General features: G+C 70.2%; 12 protein-coding genes. 6 read left to right on the top strand and 6 right to left on the bottom strand.

Translation table 11 applies throughout. The features are described from left to right. Positions 1-43 precede the first annotated feature (43 nt). Positions 44-253 carry a hypothetical protein gene (locus D9T14_RS13545; RefSeq protein ID WP_170175602.1) on the top strand — a complete coding sequence of 70 codons (210 nt, stop codon included), beginning with the start codon at positions 44-46 and terminating at the stop codon, positions 251-253. A gap of 173 nt (positions 254-426) precedes the next feature. Further along, complete coding sequence (locus tag D9T14_RS00125) at positions 427-1035, top strand: hypothetical protein (protein ID WP_119161849.1); 609 nt, start codon at positions 427-429, stop codon at positions 1033-1035. 46 nt (positions 1036-1081) lie between these two features. Here D9T14_RS00125 and map read toward each other — a convergent pair whose 3' ends face one another. The 3 genes from map to D9T14_RS00110 form a co-directional block, all read right to left on the bottom strand. Continuing rightward, on the bottom strand, positions 1082-2002 hold the full coding sequence (gene map / locus D9T14_RS00120) for a type I methionyl aminopeptidase (protein WP_182482067.1): 921 nt from the start codon (positions 2000-2002) through the stop codon (positions 1082-1084). Positions 2003-2066: 64 nt separating this feature from the next. Beyond that, positions 2067-2942, bottom strand: a complete 876-nt coding sequence (locus D9T14_RS00115; RefSeq protein WP_119161848.1) for a DUF2510 domain-containing protein — start codon at positions 2940-2942, stop codon at positions 2067-2069. Positions 2943-2976: 34 nt separating this feature from the next. Further along, positions 2977-3855: a DUF2510 domain-containing protein gene (locus D9T14_RS00110; RefSeq protein WP_121588158.1), complete on the bottom strand. Its 879-nt coding sequence runs from the start codon at positions 3853-3855 to the stop codon at positions 2977-2979. 148 nt (positions 3856-4003) lie between these two features. On the opposite strand from D9T14_RS00110, the gene glnA reads away from it, so the two are divergent. Together glnA and D9T14_RS00100 are read left to right on the top strand one after the other, a co-directional pair. Next, complete coding sequence (gene glnA / locus D9T14_RS00105) at positions 4004-5338, top strand: type I glutamate--ammonia ligase (RefSeq protein ID WP_119162852.1); 1335 nt, start codon at positions 4004-4006, stop codon at positions 5336-5338. Positions 5339-5370: 32 nt separating this feature from the next. Beyond that, entirely contained in the window at positions 5371-6468 is a 1098-nt protein-coding gene (locus D9T14_RS00100; RefSeq protein ID WP_119162851.1) for a threonine synthase, read from the top strand. A gap of 169 nt (positions 6469-6637) precedes the next feature. Here the strand turns inward: D9T14_RS00100 and D9T14_RS00095 are convergent, their stop codons facing one another. Next, a complete protein-coding gene (locus D9T14_RS00095) occupies positions 6638-7375 on the bottom strand; it encodes a sterol carrier family protein (RefSeq protein WP_119162850.1) in 738 nt (245 codons plus the stop codon). A 179-nt stretch (positions 7376-7554) separates the two neighbouring features. On the opposite strand from D9T14_RS00095, the gene D9T14_RS00090 reads away from it, so the two are divergent. Next, positions 7555-10521: a bifunctional [glutamine synthetase] adenylyltransferase/[glutamine synthetase]-adenylyl-L-tyrosine phosphorylase gene (locus D9T14_RS00090; RefSeq protein WP_119162849.1), complete on the top strand. Its 2967-nt coding sequence runs from the start codon at positions 7555-7557 to the stop codon at positions 10519-10521. Beyond that, positions 10518-11363 carry a decaprenylphospho-beta-D-erythro-pentofuranosid-2-ulose 2-reductase gene (gene dprE2 / locus D9T14_RS00085; RefSeq protein WP_119162848.1) on the top strand — a complete coding sequence of 282 codons (846 nt, stop codon included), beginning with the start codon at positions 10518-10520 and terminating at the stop codon, positions 11361-11363. The genes D9T14_RS00090 and dprE2 overlap by 4 nt, the downstream gene beginning before the upstream one ends. A gap of 24 nt (positions 11364-11387) precedes the next feature. Here dprE2 and D9T14_RS00080 read toward each other — a convergent pair whose 3' ends face one another. Then, the gene (locus D9T14_RS00080) at positions 11388-11942 is read right to left on the bottom strand and encodes a TetR/AcrR family transcriptional regulator C-terminal domain-containing protein (RefSeq protein ID WP_119162847.1); all 555 of its coding nucleotides are present in this window, start codon (positions 11940-11942) and stop codon (positions 11388-11390) included. A 7-nt stretch (positions 11943-11949) separates the two neighbouring features. Next, positions 11950-12480, bottom strand: a complete 531-nt coding sequence (locus D9T14_RS00075; protein ID WP_119162846.1) for a hypothetical protein — start codon at positions 12478-12480, stop codon at positions 11950-11952. Between the last annotated feature and the right edge of the window lie 53 nt (positions 12481-12533).

Raw genomic sequence — 12533 nt, 5'->3', positions numbered from 1 at the left:
CCTGACAGGCGTCCCCTGACCGGTGCGGGGGAGGGATATGGCGATGAGTCGTAGAAGATTCACGGTCACGGCTGAGCGCGGCCGTGGCGCGTGGTGGGTGACCGAGTGCGCCGAGGTCGGCGCCGTCTCCCAGGTGCGTCGCATCGATCATGCCGCCGATGACATCCGGGAGGCGGTGGCGTGGCTTTCCGGTCTGCCGCCGGAGGACTCGTTCGACATCGACATCGTTCAGGCGCGGCCAGACGAGCGCTGAGGGGCAGCGAAGACCCCGAGGACCACCGTTCACAGGGGTGGTTTCGACCAGGGCCAAAAAATTACGGAAGCCCCGACGAGGACCACCGTTCACAGGGGTGGTTCGGTCCGGTGGCCATCCCGGCTCGCCCGTCCTCCACAGTCCCTCTCCGGTCCGGTGGCACCATGGAGGGCATGGCGGACCAGGACCCGATCGGCGCGAACGAGCTGAGGCCCGGTTATCTCGTCTCGCTGGCCGTCAAGACCTTCCTCCTGGTGGGTGTTGTTCTCGTCGTCGTGTGCTTCACCATGCTCACCGGCTTCTCCTACAGCTACCAGCAGCAGAGTGCTGGCGGGAGCCTCGGCGACTGGAGCGGGTGGATCCTTGAGCGCGCCTTCCTCGACGGCCTCGACCCGCGCCTGTCGGCCGGTGAGCTGGTCGGTGCAGCCCTGTGGACGGGGATGCGCACCTTCGGCTTCTTCCCCCTGTCCCTGGCCTTGATGGCCAGGCATGTCTCCCGCGAGATCTGGGCCGAGCCGAGGCACCACATCATCAGGCTCGTCGGTCTGGGCATGTTCGTGCTGGCCCTGCTCAACCCCGACGACCTCATGCGCTCGGCTCTGCCCTACGGCCTGAACATCGAGGCCATGACGTGGGGTCCGGCGCTCACCGTGATCGGCGGGTGCCTCGACCGGCAGCTGTTCGGCGCCGAGAAACCCGCCTGGCAACGCGACTGGGCCCCCGCCTCGCGTGGTCTTCCCCAATCCGGCTGGCCGCAGGGGGGCGCCCAGTACCCGTACTGATCCCGGCGCCGGGGAGTGCCGGGACGGTGCCCCTGCCGCCAGGGCGTCAGGCGACGGGCCGGCCGATGGCCGACAGGTCGATGGCGGCCGGGTCCCCGCCAAGGATCGGTTCGCCGCTGCTGGGCAGGGTGAGGATCTCGGCGCCCTGCTCGGTGATCACCAGCGTCTGCTCGAACTGGGCGCAGCGCGAGCCGTCCTGGGTCAGGACCGTCCAGCCGTCGTCCCACTGCGTGGTGCTGGCGCTGCCGATGGTCAGCATCGGCTCGATCGTCAGCGTCATGCCCGGCGCCATCGTGCGGTCGTAGCGCGGCTCGTCGTAGTGGAAGATGACGAGGCCCGAGTGGAAGGCGGTGTGCACGCCGTGGCCGGTGTACTCGCGCACCACGTCGTAGCCGAAACGCCTGGCGTACTTCTCGATGACGCGGCCGATGACCGACACCGAACGGCCCGGCTTGCAGGCCTTGATCGCCCGGTACATCGCCTCGCGGGTCACCTCGGTGAGGCGCTTGGACTCCTCGTCGACCTCGCCCACGTAGAAGGTGGCGCAGTTGTCGCCGTGCACGCCCTCGGCGTAGGCGGTCACGTCGATCTTGACGATGTCCCCGCCCTCGAGGGGCCGCGTGTCGGGGATGCCGTGGCAGATGACCTCGTTGACGCTCGTGCAGATGCTCTTGGGGAACCCCCGGTAGTCCAGGCTGGCCGGCCACGCATGGTGGTCGCACATGAACTCGTGCGCCACGGCGTCGAGGTGATCGGTGGTGACGCCGGGTGCGATCTGGCTGGCCGCCACGAGGATGGCGTCGGCGGCGATCCGGCCGGCGACGCGCATCCTCTCGACGATCTCGTCGCTCTGGATGTCGGAGCCCTCGTAGTTCTCAGGGCCCATCTTCCCCACATAGGGCGGTCGGGCGATGTTGGCGGGGACGGAACGTTTCGGGCTCTGAGGGTAAGGCTTCATGGCAGTCACGGGCACAGTCTAGGACCCGGCCCGCGCCCCGCCCACCTGAATTGCGAGTGGTTCTCGAAAATGCTCAGGGGACCACCTTCATCTGGTCCATGCACTCCTGCGCCTTGGCCATGCGGTCGGCATCGCCCAGATTGATGCTGGAGATGAAGACGCCGAGGTGGTCGTCGGAGCCGACGTCGACGACGTAGATGTCGACGACGTCGCCCCTGACCTGGGGCAGGGACTCCTTCTGGACGTAGACCTCGGAGCGGATGTGCCAGGCCTGGTGCCCGTCGACGGTGGCCTCCTCGTCGATCAGATCCTTCTGCCCCGTGTATCCGTCGTAGTAGCCGCTGGAGGCGTAGCACTCGAGGGTCTGGCGGGCCGAGGTGCTCAGATCGGTGAAACCGTCCTCGAACAGCAGGGCGCCGACGGCGATGTCCGCCACCCAGCCAGCGTAGATCTGGTCATAGATGGCGTGGAAGTCGGCGACCCAGCCGAGACGCTTGAAACTCTCGTCCCAGCCCTCGACCGTGGGGACCCGCAGGTTGCCACCGGTCAGTGAGCCATTCACCTGAACGGTCGTCGTCCCGCCATCCGTGACGGGGCAGCGTTGGCTGGATTGGTTGGAGCTGTCCTCGGGGGTGGGGGTGCTGGTTTCGTCCCAGACGGGTCCGGTGGGTGCTGCGGTGTTGGTGTCCTCGGGGACGTCGGTGTGTCGGTTGAGTCCGCCGCGGGTGAGGGCGATGGCTGCGATGACGGCGACGATGGCGATGATCGCGACGATGGCGATGATGGGGCCCTTGTGGCTTCGGGTGGTGCTCGTCGTGGTGGGTGTGGTGCCTGGTGGTGGTGTCGTGGCGGGGTCTGTCGTCGTGACCTCGGACCAGGTGTGGCCGTCCCAGTAGCGGTAGCTGCCGGGGGTGCCTGCTGGGTCGGGGTACCAACCGGGGACGGGCATGCGCACTCCTCAACGACGGCGGATGAAGACGGCTCTAGGAGGTGACCTTGAGCCCGGCGATGCAGTCGCGCACCTTCTTGTCACGATCCGAGTCGCCGATCGTGACGCTGGAGATGAAGACGCCGAGGTGGTCGTCGGAGCCGACGTCGACGACGTAGATGTCGACGACGTCGCCCCTGACCTGGGGCAGGGACTCCTTCTGGACGTAGACCTCGGACTGGATGTGCCAGGCCTGGTGCCCGTCGACGGTGGTCTCCTCATCGACGAGGTTCTTGTGGTCTGTGTACCCGGAGTAGTAGCCGCTGGAGGCGTAGCACTCGAGGGTCTGGTGGGCCGAGGTGCTCAGATCGGTGAAACCGTCCTCGAAGTTGAGGGCGCCGACTGCGACGTTCGACATCCAGCCGACGTACACCGTGTCCATGAGCGAGTGCGTGTCGGAGACCCAGTCCAGGTAGAAACTCGAGGTGTTCTGCCAGCCGGAGATGTCCGGTGCCTTCAGGCCGCCCCCGGCGATGCCCTTTGCCGGCTGACTCGACTCGGTCGTGACGGTGGTGACGGGGCAGCGTTGGCTGGATTGGTTGGAGCTGTCCTCGGGGGTGGGGGTGCTGGTTTCGTCCCAGACGGGTCCGGTGGGTGCTGCGGTGTTGGTGTCCTCGGGGACGTCGGTGTGTCGGTTGAGTCCGCCGCGGGTGAGGGCGATGGCTGCGATGACGGCGACGATGGCGATGATCGCGACGATGGCGATGATGGGGCCCTTGTGGCTTCGGGTGGTGCTCGTCGTGGTGGGTGTGGTGCCTGGTGGTGGTGTCGTGGCGGGGTCTGTCGTCGTGACCTCGGACCAGGTGTGGCCGTCCCAGTAGCGGTAGCTGCCGGGGGTGCCTGCTGGGTCGGGGTACCAACCGGGGACGGGCATGCGCACTCCTCAACGACGGTGGACCGGCGGAGCCTCGCGCCCGCGCGGTACGGCCTGCCATGGCCGAGACGGTTGCTCACTGTGGAGTTTATCGCTTCGAGACCCGGTCGCGTCGGCGATGGGTGGCGTGCGCTGGCAGACTTGGGGCATGGATCGTCAAACCGAGTTCGTCCTGCGCACCGTCGAGGAACGCAACGTCAAGTTCATCCGGCTCTGGTTCTCCGACGTGCAGGGTTTCCTGAAGTCCGTGGCCATGGCTCCGGCCGAGCTCGAGAGCGCCTTCGACGAGGGCACCGGTTTCGACGGCTCGTCCATCGAGGGCTATGCCCGCGTGTACGAGTCCGACATGATCGCCCATCCCGATCCGTCCACCTTCCAGCTGCTGCCGTGGCGCACCCACGCCAACACGGCACGCATGTTCTGCGACATCACCATGCCCGACGGCTCACCGGCGATGGCCGACCCCCGCCAGGTGCTCAAACGAGCCCTGGGCAGGGCTGCCGACATGGGATTCACCTTCTACTGCCACCCAGAGATCGAGTTCTTCCTGCTCGAGAAGCTGCGCCAGGGCGAGTACGAGCCCAGGCCGCTCGACAACGCCGGCTACTTCGATCACACGACGATGGACGACGGCACCGACTTCCGCCGCGACGCCGTGATGATGCTCGAACAGATGGGCATCTCGGTCGAGTTCAGCCACCACGAGAGCGCGCCGGGCCAGCACGAGATCGACCTGCGCTACGCCGACGCCCTGTCGATGGCCGACAACATCATGACCTTCCGGGTCGTCGTGCGCGAGATCGCCGCCGCCCAGGGCATTCAGGCGTCCTTCCTGCCCAAGCCGTTCACCGACGCCGCCGGCTCGGGCATGCACACCCACATGAGCCTGTTCGAGGGCGACCGCAACGTCTTCTTCGACGCCGCCGACGAGGTGCGCCTGTCAAGGACGGGCCGGCGTTTCGTGGCCGGGCTGCTGGCCCACGCCCGCGAGATCACGGCCGTCACCAACCAGTTCGTCAACTCCTACAAGCGCCTGTGGGGCGGCGGCGAGGCCCCCGCCTACATCTGCTGGGGCCGCAACAACCGCTCGGCACTGGTTCGGGTGCCGCTGTTCAAACCCAACAAGCAGTCCAGCGCCCGCATCGAGTACCGGGCCATCGACTCGGCCTGCAATCCCTACCTCACCTACGCCCTGCTGCTCAACGCCGGGCTGGACGGCATCGAACGCGAACTGCCGCTGCCCGACGAGGCCGAGGACGACGTGTGGGCCCTGTCCCACAAGGAGCGTCACGCCCTCGGCATCGCCCCGCTGCCGCGCAGCCTCGACGAGGCGATCGAGGCCATGGAGTCCAGCGAGCTGGTCGCCGAGACCCTCGGTGAGCACGTCTTCGACTACTTCCTGCGCAACAAGCGCGCCGAGTACTACGAGTACGCCCAGCAGGTCACCCCGTGGGAGCTCGAGCGGGGCATTGGCCGGATCTGAGTCGGCGAACAGAACAGATGAGGGATGACGCCATGATGTTCGCCTGTGCCGCGTGCGGGGCCCGGGAGCCCGCCGCCACCCGGGAGCCGCGCTGCGCCTGCGGCGGCCTGTGGGACCTGGCGTACGAGCACCGGCCGTTCAGCCTCGGCGCCGTGGACCGCGGCGAGTGGAGCATGTTCCGCTATCGGGCCTTCATGGGACTCGACGACGACACCGCCTGGCGGTCCGTCACCATGGGCGAGGGCATGACGCCGATCATCGACTTCGACGCAGACCTGGCGCTGAAGATGGACTACCTCATGCCGACCCTGTCGTTCAAGGACCGCGGGGCCGCCGTGCTCGTCGCGCACTGCGCGTCGATCGGGGTCGAGAGCGTCGTCCAGGACTCCAGCGGCAACGCCGGGCACGCCGTGGCCGCCTACTGCGCCCGCGCCGGCATCGGCTGTGAGATCTTCGTGCCCGAGGGCACCTCCCCGAAGAAGATCGACCTGATCAGCGCCGCCGGCGCCACGGTCAACGCCGTGCCGGGCAACCGCGACCACTGCGCCGAGGTCTGCCGCGCCAGGGTCGCCGACGAGGGCGTCTACTACGCCAACCACGTCTACAACCCGGTCTTCTACGAGGGCACGAAGACCTTCGCCTACGAGATCTACGAGCAGCTGGGCCGTGTCCCCGCGAACATCCTCGTACCGGTCGGCAACGGTACCCTGTTCCTCGGCCTGGTGAAGGGCCTGGAGGACCTGCTGCGCGCAGGACTCATCGAGGCGATGCCGCAGATCATCGCCGTCCAGGCGCAGGGCTGTGACCCGCTGCTGCGCGCGGCCGAGGCCGGCGCCGCGCAGCCGGCTGCGGTCACGCCCGAACCCACCCTCGCCGAGGGCATCGCCATCGGAGCGCCGGCCCGCGGCGCGCAGATCCTCGCCCGCGCCCGCAGGCACGGCGTGCGGTTCATCCACGCCCCCGAGGACGAGATCCTTCGCGCCCGCGCGGCGCTCGCCGCCAGGGGCGTCCACTGCGAGCACACGACCGCCGCGAACCTGGCCGCCTACTGGCAGTACTGCCGCCAGTGGGGGCCCACCCCCGACTGCCTCACGACCATGTGCGGGGCCGGCCTCAAGTCAGACCACTGAGCCGGGCAGGGGGCTCACTTCGGCGCTCGGGTGTTGGCCGCCCCGTGCCGGCCTGGGCCGGTACCTCACTCTTTCCCAGACCAGCCCGGGGAAGGCCGGCGCGACCAGGCACCGCCTCGCATGTTTCGCGTTCCTCCCCAAACCGCAGGGTAGGGCGGACCAGCCCGGATCAGCGCGGGGCGATGACCGGCAGCATCTGCTCCAGCTCGGTGGCGTGCACGCCCGAGACGCGCAGCAGGCGCTGCTCGCGCGCGGCGGGCCAGTCCAGCGTTCCGGTGCACAGGGCCCAGAAGGTGTCCGGGTCGGTCTCGACGACGTTCGGCGGGGTGCCGCGATGATGCGTCGGGCCGCCGGTGAGCGCGCCGAGCTGCACGGCCGTCACCGGGGGCACCCGCAATTCGATGCTGCGGCCCGGGTGGCGTTCGCTCAGCGCCTGCGCGCAGGCCCGCAGCGCCTGGGCCGCGCCGGCCTTGTCGAGGCCCGCCCCGCACCGCTCGGCCAGCAGGCGTGCCTCGATCGTGGCGGCCCTGATGACGTCGGGCAGCCGGACGGGCCCCTGTCCGGTCTCGACGACGCCCGTCCCGGCCCCGGCCAGTGCCCGCTCGCACCCGCCGACGGCCTCACCGGCGTGAGCGGCCAGCTGCTCCGGCGACTCGTCGGCGACGAGACGATTGATCCGCTCTTCGCGGGCCGGGCGATCCTTCTCCAAGGCGGCCAGGTGGTCGGCCAGCGACATCGGGGTCGCGCGCAGCGGGCTCGTGGCCGCCCGCCCGACGACCTCTGCCTGCCAGATGAGTTCTGCCAGCGCGCGGGCACCGTGGGCTTGTGCAGGGTCCCTCAGCGCCCCCAGCTGGGTGAGGTAGATGCTTGCCGATCTGCGTGCCGCCGCTTCTGCGCGGGTTGCCATGCGACCCCTCCCGCCTCGTTGGTCCTCGTCAGCCGGGCGCCCGATCCGCGGCCGGCCGGCGTTGCGAGACTATCCGCTCCTCGGTGCTGAGATGCCAGAGCCGTCGCTCCCTCCTCGCGTCTCCACTAGGCTCGGGTGCAGCGGACCGCGACACGGGTGTGCGGTGACGGGGAGGGGCCATGGCAGCACGCAGGATGACGCTGGCGGGTATCCTGGCGCGGCGCGGGTTCACCGGCGCCGCCCACGCCGCCGAGGTTCTCGAGTCGCTACCGGTCGACCCGGCCGGGCTCATCGACGAGTTGTCCGCCACCGCCGACCCGGACCTCGCCCTCACCGCCTTCGCCGAACTCTTCGGCAAGGACCCCGAGCTCATCAACGAGGTCATGGCCGACCAGGACTGGCGCCGCCGCCTGGTCGCCGTCATCGGCTTCAGCCAGGCCCTCGGCCGGCACCTGAGCGCCCACCCGCAGGACGTGCGGGTCCTCGCCGGCGAGCCGGAACGGTGGACCGCCTCGCGGATCCGCGCCGATCTGCTCACCGACATCGGACTGGGTGAACTGGCCGGCGCCGGCCCCGGCGAGCTGGCCCGGGCCGTGGCCTGCGAACCGGAGGCCGCCGACCGCCTGCGCCTGGCCAACAAGCGTCACCTCGTGCGGATCGCCGGCCGTGATCTGTCGGCGGACGAGCCTCGGGACGTCGTGAACTCGATCGGCTCCGAACTCGCCGACCTCGCGGACGCCATCATGGGCTGCGCGCTCGCGATCGCCCGCGGGCAGGTCGCCGACCAGGCGAAGGCCAGGCTGGGTGTCATCGCGCTCGGCAAGTGTGGCGCCCAGGAACTCAACTACCTGTCCGACATCGACGTGCTCTTCGTCGCCGAACCCGCCGACGACTCGGTCCCCACGTCGGAGGCCACCGCGGTCGGCAATCTCATCGCCGCCGCCATGACGCGCATCTGCTCGGCCCACTCCTCCTGCGGCACCATCTGGCAGGTGGACGCGGCCCTGCGCCCCGAGGGCAAGAAGGGCCCGCTCACCCGCACCCTGTCCGGGCACCAGGCCTACTACGAGCGCTGGGCCCGGAACTGGGAGTTCCAGGCCATGCTCAAGGCCCGCCCCATGGCCGGCCACCCGGAACTGACGGCCGGTTTCTGCCGGATCGTCGAACCCCTCGTGTGGCAGGCCGGGGGCCGCGACGACTTCATGAGCGAGGCGCAGGCCATGCGCAGGCGGGTCGTCGACCTCATCCCCGCCAAGGACACCGAGACCGAGATCAAGCTCGGTGCCGGAGGCCTTCGCGACATCGAGTTCAGCGTGCAACTGCTCCAGCTCGTCCACGGCCGCGTCGACGAGCGCCTGCGCCTGCGCGGCACACTGCCCGCCCTCCGCGCCCTGGCCCAGCACGGCTACATCAGCCGCGGGGACGCCTCCGAGCTCGACCGCGCCTACCGTTTCGAGCGCGTCGTCGAGCACCGCATCCAGCTGTTCAACCTGCGCCGCAGCCACCTGATGCCGCCCGGCGACGACGACCGCCGTCGCATCGCCCGCTCCCTGGGCATGCGCGAGGGCGAGGAACTGTGGCGCGCCTGGCGCAGCACGGCCCGCGACGTCGAGCACCGGCAGCGCCGCATCTTCTACTCGCCGCTGCTGGAGGCCGTCTCGCAACTGTCCGACGAGGAACTGCGGCTGTCCCCGCAGGCCGCCCAGGACCGCCTCAAGGCCCTCGGATTCGCCGACTCGCGCTCGGCCCTGGCCCACATCGAGGCACTCACCAAGGGGGCCAGCCGCACCGCGGACATCCAGCGCCAGCTCATGCCCGCCATGCTCGGCTGGTTCGCCGAGGGCCCCAACCCGGACCTCGGCCTGCTCAGCTTCCGTCAGCTGTCCGAGGCGATGGGCGGCACCAGCTGGTACATGCGCGCCCTGCGCGACGAGGGGCAGATGGCCGAGTCCCTCGCGATGATCCTGTCGAGCAGCCGCTACGTCATCAAGATGATCGGCTACGTGCCCGGGTCGGTGCAGATGCTCGCCGACAGCTCCCAGCTCGCCCCGCGCAGCCGCGAGAGCCTCTCCGAGACGATGAGCGCCGCCGCCCGCCGCCACGACGACACCGAGGAGGCGATCGAGGCCCTGCGCACCATACGCTGCCGCGAACTCACCCGCCTGGCCCTCGGGGACGCCCTCGGCCTGATCACCACCCAGAACGTGGGCGCCGGGCTGTCGTCGGTCATGGGCGCGACGATCGACGTCGCGCTGGCCATCATCGGCCGCGAGCAGACCGACCCGGTGCCGCCGATCGGGGTCGTCGCCATGGGCCGCTGGGGCGGCGCCGAACTCAGCTACGGATCGGATGCCGACGCCATGTTCATCGTCCCCGACGGCACGAGCAGCGAACAGATCGCCACCGCCACCCGCGTCATAGCCCGCCTGCGGGCCCTGCTCAACGCGCCCGGCCGCGGCCCGGCCCTGCAGATCGACGCGGACCTGCGGCCCGAGGGCAAGGAGGGGCCGATGGTGCGCACCCTGTCCGGCTTCCTCACCTACTACGAGCGCTGGTCGAGCACCTGGGAGCACCAGGCCCTCGTGCGCGCCGACTACGGAGCCGGCGACCGGGAGGTCGTCGACGCCCTGCTGGACGGCATCACCGGACTGCGCTACCCGGCCGGTGGCCTCCGCCCCGATCAGGTGGCCGAGATCCGCAAGCTCAAGGCCCGCATGGAGCGCGAACGCATCAGGCGCGGCACCGACCCGCACCGCAACCTCAAACTCGGCCCCGGCGGCCTGTCCGACGTCGAATGGACCGTTCAGCTGCTCCAGATGCAACACGCCGGCGCCATCGAGCAACTGCGCACGCCGACGACGATGATCGCCCTGGCCGCCCTGCGCGAGACCGGCCTGGTGGACGAGCACGACGCCCACGTGCTCGGGCGGGCGTGGCGCCTGGCCAGCGCGCTGCGAGACCACACGATGCTGGTCAGCGGCCGCTCCAGCGACCTGCTGCCCTCCGACCCACGCGACCTGGCGGCCATCGCCCTGCAGATGCACCGGGACATGAAGAACGCCTCCGAACTCATCGAGGACTGGGAACGCACCTCGCGCCGCGCCTCCAACGTCGTCGACCGCATCTTCTGGGAGCGTGACGCATGAGGCACCCGAGACTTCCGCAGGGCGCCCACCGGCGCCATGGCGCCGGGCGAGCGGTGACGGATCCGAGCGAGCAGCCCCGGCCGGACACCGAACCCGGTGCCCTGGTCGTCTTCGGTGGAACGAGCGACATCGGCCTGGCCATCGCGGCAGAGCTGCTCGCGAGAACACCGCGACCCGTCGTCCTCGTGTGCCGGGCTGGGGCGGCCCGAGTGCCCTCAGCCCGCCGGGTGGTGCTCGACGCGGGCGCGAGCCGCGTGAGAGTCGTCGACCTGGACGTCACCGACCTGGACGCCCACGAGGCGGCCGTCGACGAGGCCTTCGCCGAACCGGTCGACCGCGTCATCCTCGCCTTCGGCGTCCTGGGTGACCAGGAGCGCGCCTGGCAGGACGCGGATGCGGCCGTCAACGTCTTCACCGTCAACGCGACCGCTGCGGTGAGCATCGGCGTGCTCGTCGCCCAGCGGCTCCGCGGGCAGGTGTGGGCGACCGGCCGGCGTGGCCGCATCATCGCGATCAGCTCGGTGGCGGCCGAGCGGGTGCGGCGCTCCAACTTCGTCTACGGCGCCTCCAAGGCCGGTATGGACGGCTTCTTCACCGGCCTGCGGGAGGCACTGCGACCCGACGGCATCGGCGTGCTCCTCGTCCGCCCCGGCTTCGTGCGCAGCGCGATGACGGCGGGGCGACGCGTCGCGCTCGCGGTCGGCCCAGAGCAGGTCGGCCGGGCCGTGGCCGAGGCCGACGAGGCCGGCCGCGAGCTGGTGCGCGTGCCGGCCATCTTCGGGCCGCTCATGGCGGTCTTCACGGTGATGCCGTCGGCCCTGGCTCGCAGACTGCCCTGGTGACCGTGTGCGTGGGCGAGGAGGCTGTCAGCGCCCGGCCGCGATGCCGTCCAGCAGCAGCTGCACCCCGGCGCGGAAATCCGTCTGCTCATCCGCAACGAGCGCGGCGGTCTCGTCGCCGCCGGCCAGCGGGGACAGCTGAGCGCGCTGCTGCTCCTCGTTGACGTGCCCGATGACGAGATGGACGAGCGTGCGGGCGCCCAGCCCGGCCCGCGCCCGGCTGAGGCCCGCTGCGGTGAGCGCCGCTGCAGGACCGTCGGCCAGGTCGGTGGCCGCCATGCCGATGGCCCGCATGCTGGCGAGCAGATCGGCGGAGTCGCGGTGGGCCAGCAGCCGGGCACGCAGCTCGTCGGCCCAGGCCGACAGGGACTGCCGCCACGGCCCGGCCGGGACCTCGAGGCCGTCGAGAATGGTCGCGACGAGCTTGGCGAGCAGGGTCTGCTTGTTGGCGACATGCCAGTAGAGGGCGCCGGGTTTCACATCGAGGACGCCCGCCAGACGGCGCATCGTCAGGTCGGCCAGGCCGTACTCGTCGAGGATGGCCAGGGCCGCGTCGATGACGTCCTTCTCGGTCAGTGCCATGGCGTGTTCAGCCGAGGGCGGCGTAGAGTTCGTTGGTGAAGGCGCCGAGGTCCTCGGCGGTCGTGTCGGTGGCGGTGACCTGGATCAATCCGCCGGTGAGTTCACGGGTGCAGGTGACGGCATCCGGAACGTCCTTGGGCGTGCCGCAGTAGGAGGCGCCGATCGTCGTCGAACCGGTCGTCTTCTTGCGTTGCGACTCCAGGTAGCCCTTGTCCCTGGTCGCTACGAGGGTCACGAGGCGGGTGCCGGTGCCGTCGGAGTAGAGGCCGGTCTGCAGGACGGCCGACGAGTTGCCGATGGTCGTCGGCGCCGGTGTGGGGGACTCCTGAGTGCTCCAGCCGGCGATCTGTGCGGGAAGGAGGAGTCCCTCGGCCGCCAGGGGGGAGGGACTGCCCGAGGCGCTCGAAGCCGGGCTGGAGGGGCTCGCTGAGGTGGAGCTCGCCGAGGGCTCCGGTGCCGGCGGATCCGCGCACCCGGCGAGCCCCAGCACGGCCAGTGCCGTGCCGCCGATCGCGAGTGAGTGCTTCAGGAAGCCCATGGGCCAAGTATGGCAGTCATCGCCGAGGTGCAGTGGGCGAAAGCGCGGGTTGA

The organism is Propionibacterium australiense (genome assembly GCF_003666605.1).
GTDB classification, from domain to species: domain Bacteria; phylum Actinomycetota; class Actinomycetes; order Propionibacteriales; family Propionibacteriaceae; genus Propionibacterium; species Propionibacterium australiense.
This window is presented reverse-complemented; position numbering and strand designations above follow the sequence as displayed.

Excerpts from the sequence above, each read along its gene's own strand:
- D9T14_RS00095 (WP_119162850.1), bottom strand. The coding sequence starts at position 7,375 with ATGGCAACCCGCGCAGAAGCGGCGGCACGCAGATCGGCAAGCATCTAC.
- D9T14_RS00110 (WP_121588158.1), bottom strand. The coding sequence starts at position 3,855 with ATGCCCGTCCCCGGTTGGTACCCCGACCCAGCAGGCACCCCCGGCAGC.
- D9T14_RS00080 (WP_119162847.1), bottom strand. The coding sequence starts at position 11,942 with ATGGCACTGACCGAGAAGGACGTCATCGACGCGGCCCTGGCCATCCTC.
- D9T14_RS00115 (WP_119161848.1), bottom strand. The coding sequence starts at position 2,942 with ATGCCCGTCCCCGGTTGGTACCCCGACCCAGCAGGCACCCCCGGCAGC.
- D9T14_RS00075 (WP_119162846.1), bottom strand. The coding sequence starts at position 12,480 with ATGGGCTTCCTGAAGCACTCACTCGCGATCGGCGGCACGGCACTGGCC.
- D9T14_RS13545 (WP_170175602.1), top strand. The coding sequence starts at position 44 with ATGAGTCGTAGAAGATTCACGGTCACGGCTGAGCGCGGCCGTGGCGCG.
- dprE2 (WP_119162848.1), top strand. The coding sequence starts at position 10,518 with ATGAGGCACCCGAGACTTCCGCAGGGCGCCCACCGGCGCCATGGCGCC.
- glnA (WP_119162852.1), top strand. The coding sequence starts at position 4,004 with ATGGATCGTCAAACCGAGTTCGTCCTGCGCACCGTCGAGGAACGCAAC.
- D9T14_RS00100 (WP_119162851.1), top strand. The coding sequence starts at position 5,371 with ATGATGTTCGCCTGTGCCGCGTGCGGGGCCCGGGAGCCCGCCGCCACC.
- D9T14_RS00090 (WP_119162849.1), top strand. The coding sequence starts at position 7,555 with ATGGCAGCACGCAGGATGACGCTGGCGGGTATCCTGGCGCGGCGCGGG.
- D9T14_RS00125 (WP_119161849.1), top strand. The coding sequence starts at position 427 with ATGGCGGACCAGGACCCGATCGGCGCGAACGAGCTGAGGCCCGGTTAT.